Origin of the sequence: Paenibacillus ginsengihumi DSM 21568 (genome assembly GCF_000380965.1) — a bacterium.
Classification (GTDB): Bacteria; Bacillota; Bacilli; order Paenibacillales; family NBRC-103111; genus Paenibacillus_G; species Paenibacillus_G ginsengihumi.
The window spans coordinates 1-2,122 of the sequence record NZ_KB905676.1 but is presented as its reverse complement, the minus strand read 5'-3'; the positions used below and the strand labels follow the sequence as shown (position 1 = coordinate 2,122).

Sequence of the window (2,122 nt, the reverse complement as noted above, 5' to 3'; positions counted from 1 at the left end):
TGCAGGGAGAATCAGCAAGTCTAGACCCTTAATTCGTCGAAGTGGGTCAAATTTAAACCGGCGAAGTGGGTCAATTTAAATCCGGCCTTGACACCGTTCCTCTTCCATGTCGCCACGATAGTGGTTTCGCCGGCTTGAACCACCTCATGCGGCAGGGGGAAGTGCTCCAGTGTAATGAGCGAGGCTTTGCCTTCCCAGTCCTTAAACACTTGGGTATATTCGGGAAAGAAGCGATCCAACCAGTTGTGGATTCGTGCCTTGGCACGATTAAGATCTTTGTTTAAGCGATCCCGCTGGTTCATGTAGACCCTTAGATCGGCATAGATCCCTTCCGGCAGCTGCGGCTTCGTATAGCGACCATCGATCACCAGCTTTCCGATGACCTTGGCATCCTTGATGTCGTTCTTCGTTGGCGAGTTGTCATCCAGTTCCTTACTCTTGTTCACATGATGCGGATTGATCAGCACCACCTCGACCTCGCGGCACTTCATGAAGTGATACAACGAAAACCAGTAGTGGCCTGTGGGCTCAACCCCCATGATGATGTCATTCAAGCCGTGCTCTTCCAGAAGACTTCTCGCCCAAGTAAGTAATTTGTTCAAACCGTTTTCGTCATTCGTGAACAGACAGCGCTTGCCAAGCTCAATCCCTCGATAGTTGAAAGCACGTGCGACGTGATTTCGTTTGGCAATGTCTGTACCGATGACTAGTGTTGTTTCAGAAATTCGCAGGATGCGTTGATTTTGCTTGCTAGATTGGTTATGCTTCATAGTGAGCGTCCTCCTTTTAATTAGGGCAGTGAATGTGCGTCATTCCGAGACCCAGCATACAGGAGGCGCTCTTTTTGTTCAAACCTCAAAATTAATTAATTACAGGAATGCTCCTTTGATTTTGGGCATGCAAAAAAAAGCTCGTTCCTACTCATAAAACAAGTTGGAAAGAGCTTTTGAAGTTTTTCAAGTGTTGGAATCAGTTAGTGTTTGGTTTGTTGGTTGTATTGTACGATCTTGAAGTTGGGATTGTAAATGGGTTTAAACATCACCACATCTCTTCATATTCTTCAACCTTAGTAGACCAATACCCTTCACTATTTTCCATTGCTTCGGGATCAATTTTCTCAAATTTTTTCCGCACCGCTTCTCCATACCTATTGCATTCTTCTACTTCTTTCAAATTATACTTTTTAGCTTCTTGAAAAAAAATCAGATGGAACAAGAAAAAGGTTTTTAAATCACGATTCAGAAGAACGATACCATTTTCTGATTCTTTTACTAACTTGCCACTACCTAAATGCACATAAATTCCATTACTCGTATAATCATGTGGTCGAAAAATACCTACTTGAACATATTGTTCATCGGAAAATACACAAGTTTTAAATTCTTCCGGTTCAAAGAAAGTGAAACCTAGAAAATTGTACGGGACACCTATCTGACTCATAAAAAGGGCATCACTCTCTATAAAACCTTGCTTAATAAGATCGTCATAATTGTATAACCGGAAATCATCGTAATATTTCTTAACAATTTCTATATTATAATCCATAGTCGCTCCCTCACTAATTAATCCCAAATAGTTGTTTTAGTGCCTGCTTAAGTTTTTTGTTTCCTCTATTCCGCGATTTTTGATCTCCATATTCAAAACTATAAGTCACTTCCGTATTCGGGTACTCTTTAGATAACAACTGCTTACAGTTATGTCCATCCAAGATACACGGCTCCCTTTCCGAATACAACCGTTTGACTTGGTCAGGGCTTATTCCCTCTTTCTTCATTATATCATCAAAAATTTTCTCAGAATGTGTGATCTTTTCAACTGTCTCTTCTCCTACAACAATTTCTTCTCTTGTACTAACGATTTGATATCTCTTTACTACTCCGTCCACTTCAACTTCAGCTATTAATACATTCTGTCCACCTGTAATATTATTGTCAATACGAAATTGCTGAGCAGCCTTACTTAAATCATCACTTCCATATTCAACTTGTTTAACATTAAGTACACCTTTACTTCCACTCGAGCCAGCTTTACCCGTCCCCTCAGTGTCCTGTTTCGGCGGGGTGGATTGGTCTGCCTCCCGTGCCGCCTTCTCGGCTGCCTCTTTCTTCTTATAAAACTCATT

At 41.4% G+C, this 2,122-nt stretch carries 2 protein-coding genes and 1 pseudogene; all 3 read right to left on the bottom strand.

Annotated features, from left to right (window positions below):
* Positions 1 to 86 precede the first annotated feature (86 nt).
* A pseudogene (locus F591_RS0126895) lies at positions 87 to 770 on the bottom strand (IS110 family transposase); the annotation flags it as partial.
* A 268-nt stretch (positions 771 to 1,038) separates the two neighbouring features.
* Positions 1,039 to 1,545 (bottom strand): SUKH-4 family immunity protein, encoded by a 507-nt coding sequence (locus F591_RS0126890; RefSeq protein WP_019537624.1) that lies wholly within the window; start codon positions 1,543 to 1,545, stop codon positions 1,039 to 1,041.
* A 13-nt stretch (positions 1,546 to 1,558) separates the two neighbouring features.
* A partial coding sequence (locus F591_RS29270; RefSeq protein WP_040742764.1) for a nucleic acid/nucleotide deaminase domain-containing protein occupies positions 1,559 to 2,122 on the bottom strand: 564 nt, incomplete at its 5' end.

Coding starts and splice junctions, on each gene's coding strand:
- F591_RS0126890 (WP_019537624.1), bottom strand. CDS start 1,545: ATGGATTATAATATAGAAATTGTTAAGAAATATTACGATGATTTCCGG.